The organism is Hydrogenovibrio sp., from assembly GCF_049975065.1.
Lineage (GTDB): Bacteria > Pseudomonadota > Gammaproteobacteria > Thiomicrospirales > Thiomicrospiraceae > Hydrogenovibrio.
On record NZ_JBNGDN010000135.1, the window covers coordinates 1 to 2,920 of the forward strand.

General features: G+C 50.1%; 4 protein-coding genes. All 4 read left to right on the forward strand.

The window, feature by feature from the left end; genetic code table 11:
- The coding region (locus tag ACP5D0_RS10350) for a hypothetical protein (RefSeq protein ID WP_472365721.1) at nt 1-182 on the forward strand (182 nt) is incomplete at its 5' end.
- Between the two features lie 175 nt (nt 183-357).
- Nucleotides 358-1,098 (forward strand): flagellar basal body rod protein FlgF, encoded by a 741-nt coding sequence (locus ACP5D0_RS10355; protein WP_472365722.1) that lies wholly within the window; start codon nt 358-360, stop codon nt 1,096-1,098.
- A 75-nt stretch (nt 1,099-1,173) separates the two neighbouring features.
- Nucleotides 1,174-1,965 carry a flagellar basal-body rod protein FlgG gene (gene flgG, locus ACP5D0_RS10360; protein ID WP_472365723.1) on the forward strand — a complete coding sequence of 264 codons (792 nt, stop codon included), beginning with the start codon at nt 1,174-1,176 and terminating at the stop codon, nt 1,963-1,965.
- Between the two features lie 102 nt (nt 1,966-2,067).
- Nucleotides 2,068-2,826 (forward strand): flagellar basal body L-ring protein FlgH, encoded by a 759-nt coding sequence (locus tag ACP5D0_RS10365; protein ID WP_472365725.1) that lies wholly within the window; start codon nt 2,068-2,070, stop codon nt 2,824-2,826.
- Nucleotides 2,827-2,920: the final 94 nt, after the last annotated feature.

The following is a 2,920-nucleotide window of genomic DNA, read 5'->3' on the forward strand; positions in this document are numbered from 1 at the left end:
GTGTCTCTGTGGTTCAAAAAGCGGTTTCACCAGGCCTGGTAATTTTGCAAGACAACGTTATCGGCGTTTTTTTGCTTTTCTTAAATCTTTTTGATGGTTTTTGGCACACTGAATGCTTGTATCTCTTTGACGGATATTCGCTGTGTCGAGAAGTTGACAGGTTCCAAAGCGGCACCTCATAAATCAACCGTTTTACAGTGAATCCCGCTGACTATTTGACAGTCCGTTAACACACAAGGTATTGGGAACCCGACCGTTAGAGTCATTTATAAGCGTTCCTTGGGTGCTTTTTGAAAGCTTGGTTACAACTTTGGAAAGCACCTCATTTTACAGACCGGTAAAAGAAGGATTTTGCAGATGGATCGTATGCTATACATTTCCATGAGCGGCGCGAAAGAGGTGATGCTGTCTCAGGCCAACAATGCCAATAATCTGGCCAATGCGAACACAGATGGTTTTAAGCAGGATTTTAACCAGTTTCGTGCACAGCACATGGAAGGACCGGGTTGGCATACGCGCACCTATTCCATGGATGAGCGTCCGGCCACGGATTTTACCCCGGGGGCGGTGAAGGTCACGGGGCGTGAGCTGGATGTGATGACGCAGGCGGATGGGTTTATCGGCATCATGGCACCGGACGGCGAAGAAGCCTTGGTGCGTTCGGCGTCGATGATTGTGACCGAGCTGGGCGATTTGGTGGACGTGAAGGGCAATCCGATTTTGAATGAGGGCGGTGCGCCGATCAATATTCCACCGGCCAAAGCGATTGAGATTGGCGATGATGGCACCATTTCGTTTGTGCCGGCGGATTCGCCGAACAACTTGATGGTGGTGTTGGATCAGATTCGCATGGTGCAGCCGGACATTAAAGATTTGGAAAAGGGCTTGGACGGTTACATTCGCCATACCGGTGATGCGGCTCTGGATCAGGCACCGATTAAGATGACCAGCGGCGCGTTGGAAACCAGTAATGTGAATACGGTGCAGTCGTTGACGAATATGATTGAGTTGTCGCGCAAGTATGAAATGCAGATCAAAATGATGAGCACCGCCAAAACCATGGCGCAGAAATCGGATGCTTTGGTTAAGTTGACGTAACCTTGACGCAAGCTTGACACCCGTTGAACGAAATTGGCTTGCGTGAAATAAGCGCAGGCGGACAAGGAGTCACCCATGAACAGAACACTATATGTCGCCAAAACCGGTTTGGAAGCGCAGGAATTTAACCTGGCGGCCATTTCCAATAACCTGGCCAATGCAAATACTTATGGCTATAAAACCGGGCGGGCAGAATTTGCCGATTTGTTGTATCAAAACGTTCGTCAACCCGGTGCGCAGGCCACGCAGAATGAAGAGAACACCTTGCCGTCCGGCTTGCAGTTGGGCACCGGGGTGCGTGCCATCGGTGTGCAAAAAATTCACACAGAAGGGAATGCGATTGTCACTGACAATGAACTGGATCTGATGATTGAAGGCAAAGGCTTTTTTCAGGCGTTGGATCAGGACGGCAATATTTTATACACCCGCGACGGTTCCTTTCAGGTGAACCAAAACGGTGATCTGGTGACGTCTTCCGGCTATTTATTGGAGCCGAATATCAACGTCCCCTTGAACTCCACCGAAGTGTTTATTGCCACAGACGGCACGGTGTCAGCGAAAGAGCCAGGCGTGGCGGAACCGGCGCAGTTGGGGCAGATTCAGGTGGCCACCTTCATTAATCCGGCGGGGTTGGAATCCATTGGTAAAAACTTTTATGTGGAAACCCTTGCCAGTGGGCCGCCGAATGTGAAAAACCCCGGTGATGAAGAGGCGGGGCAAATTTTGCAGGGAGCGCTGGAGTCCTCCAACGTGAACACGGTGGAAGAGCTGATTGGCATGATTGAGGCACAACGCACCTATGAAATGAACGCCAAAGCGGTGAGTGCAGCCGACGGCATGATGCAGTATTTAAATAACAACGTTTAACCCAAGCTGAGACGTTCAGTCTGAAACGCTCAAAAAATAACAACAAAACAACATAAAACACAGCACCAAACCTTGTCGCGCAAGACGCAAAGGAGACCGAAAATGACTGGAAAAAACCTGGAACCATTAACTGAAAATCGCACCAAGGCCAGCTTGAAAAAACTGGCCTTGGCCGCCGTGGTATCGTCATTGGTATTGACGGGGTGTTCAACCGCACCGGAGCGGATGGAAAAGTTTTCCTATGAACCGAATTATCCGATGAACATTCCCGAAAAAACCACGTCAAACAACGGGTCTTTGTATCAGGCCAACGATAATCTAAGCCTGTTTGACGATTCTCGCGCCCACAAGGTGGGCGATATTATTACCATCAATCTGGCAGAAAAATTTGACGCCAAGAAAAAAGACGAAGCCAAATACGATAAAACCAATACCCAGAATTTCGGCTTGAACGGTCAGGCCACGGTCGGTTCGAATGCCAGTATTTTTGGTGGGAATGTGAATATACCCGGCCTGGACGGCGGCATTGGCATTGGTTACGGCTCCAACGGCTCCTTTAACGGCAAGTCGGATGTGAAGCAAAACTCCAGCTTGACCGGTTCCATTGCGGTCACGGTGGTGGAAGTGGTTCCGAACGGCAATCTGATTATTCGCGGTGAAAAGTGGATTACCATTCACGAAGGCGATGAGGTGATTCGGTTTGCAGGGATTATCCGCCCACAGGACATCAGTCCGGACAATACCATTCCATCGTCCAAAGTCGCGGATGTACGGTTGATTTATAAAGATGTGGGTGTGTCCGGCGACACGGGTCGTCCGGGTGCTGCCACGCAATTATTGCACAAATACTGGCCGCTGTAATCGAACCGGTGAGGTTGTCAGCCCTGCGTGCCGCCGCAGGTTTCAAAAAGCGGCACAGTTTTACCCCGGCCTGTTTTTTCGGGCACCTCGAACA

Coding starts and splice junctions, on each gene's coding strand:
- ACP5D0_RS10355 (WP_472365722.1), top strand. CDS start 358: ATGGATCGTATGCTATACATTTCCATGAGCGGCGCGAAAGAGGTGATG.
- flgG (WP_472365723.1), top strand. CDS start 1,174: ATGAACAGAACACTATATGTCGCCAAAACCGGTTTGGAAGCGCAGGAA.
- ACP5D0_RS10365 (WP_472365725.1), top strand. CDS start 2,068: ATGACTGGAAAAAACCTGGAACCATTAACTGAAAATCGCACCAAGGCC.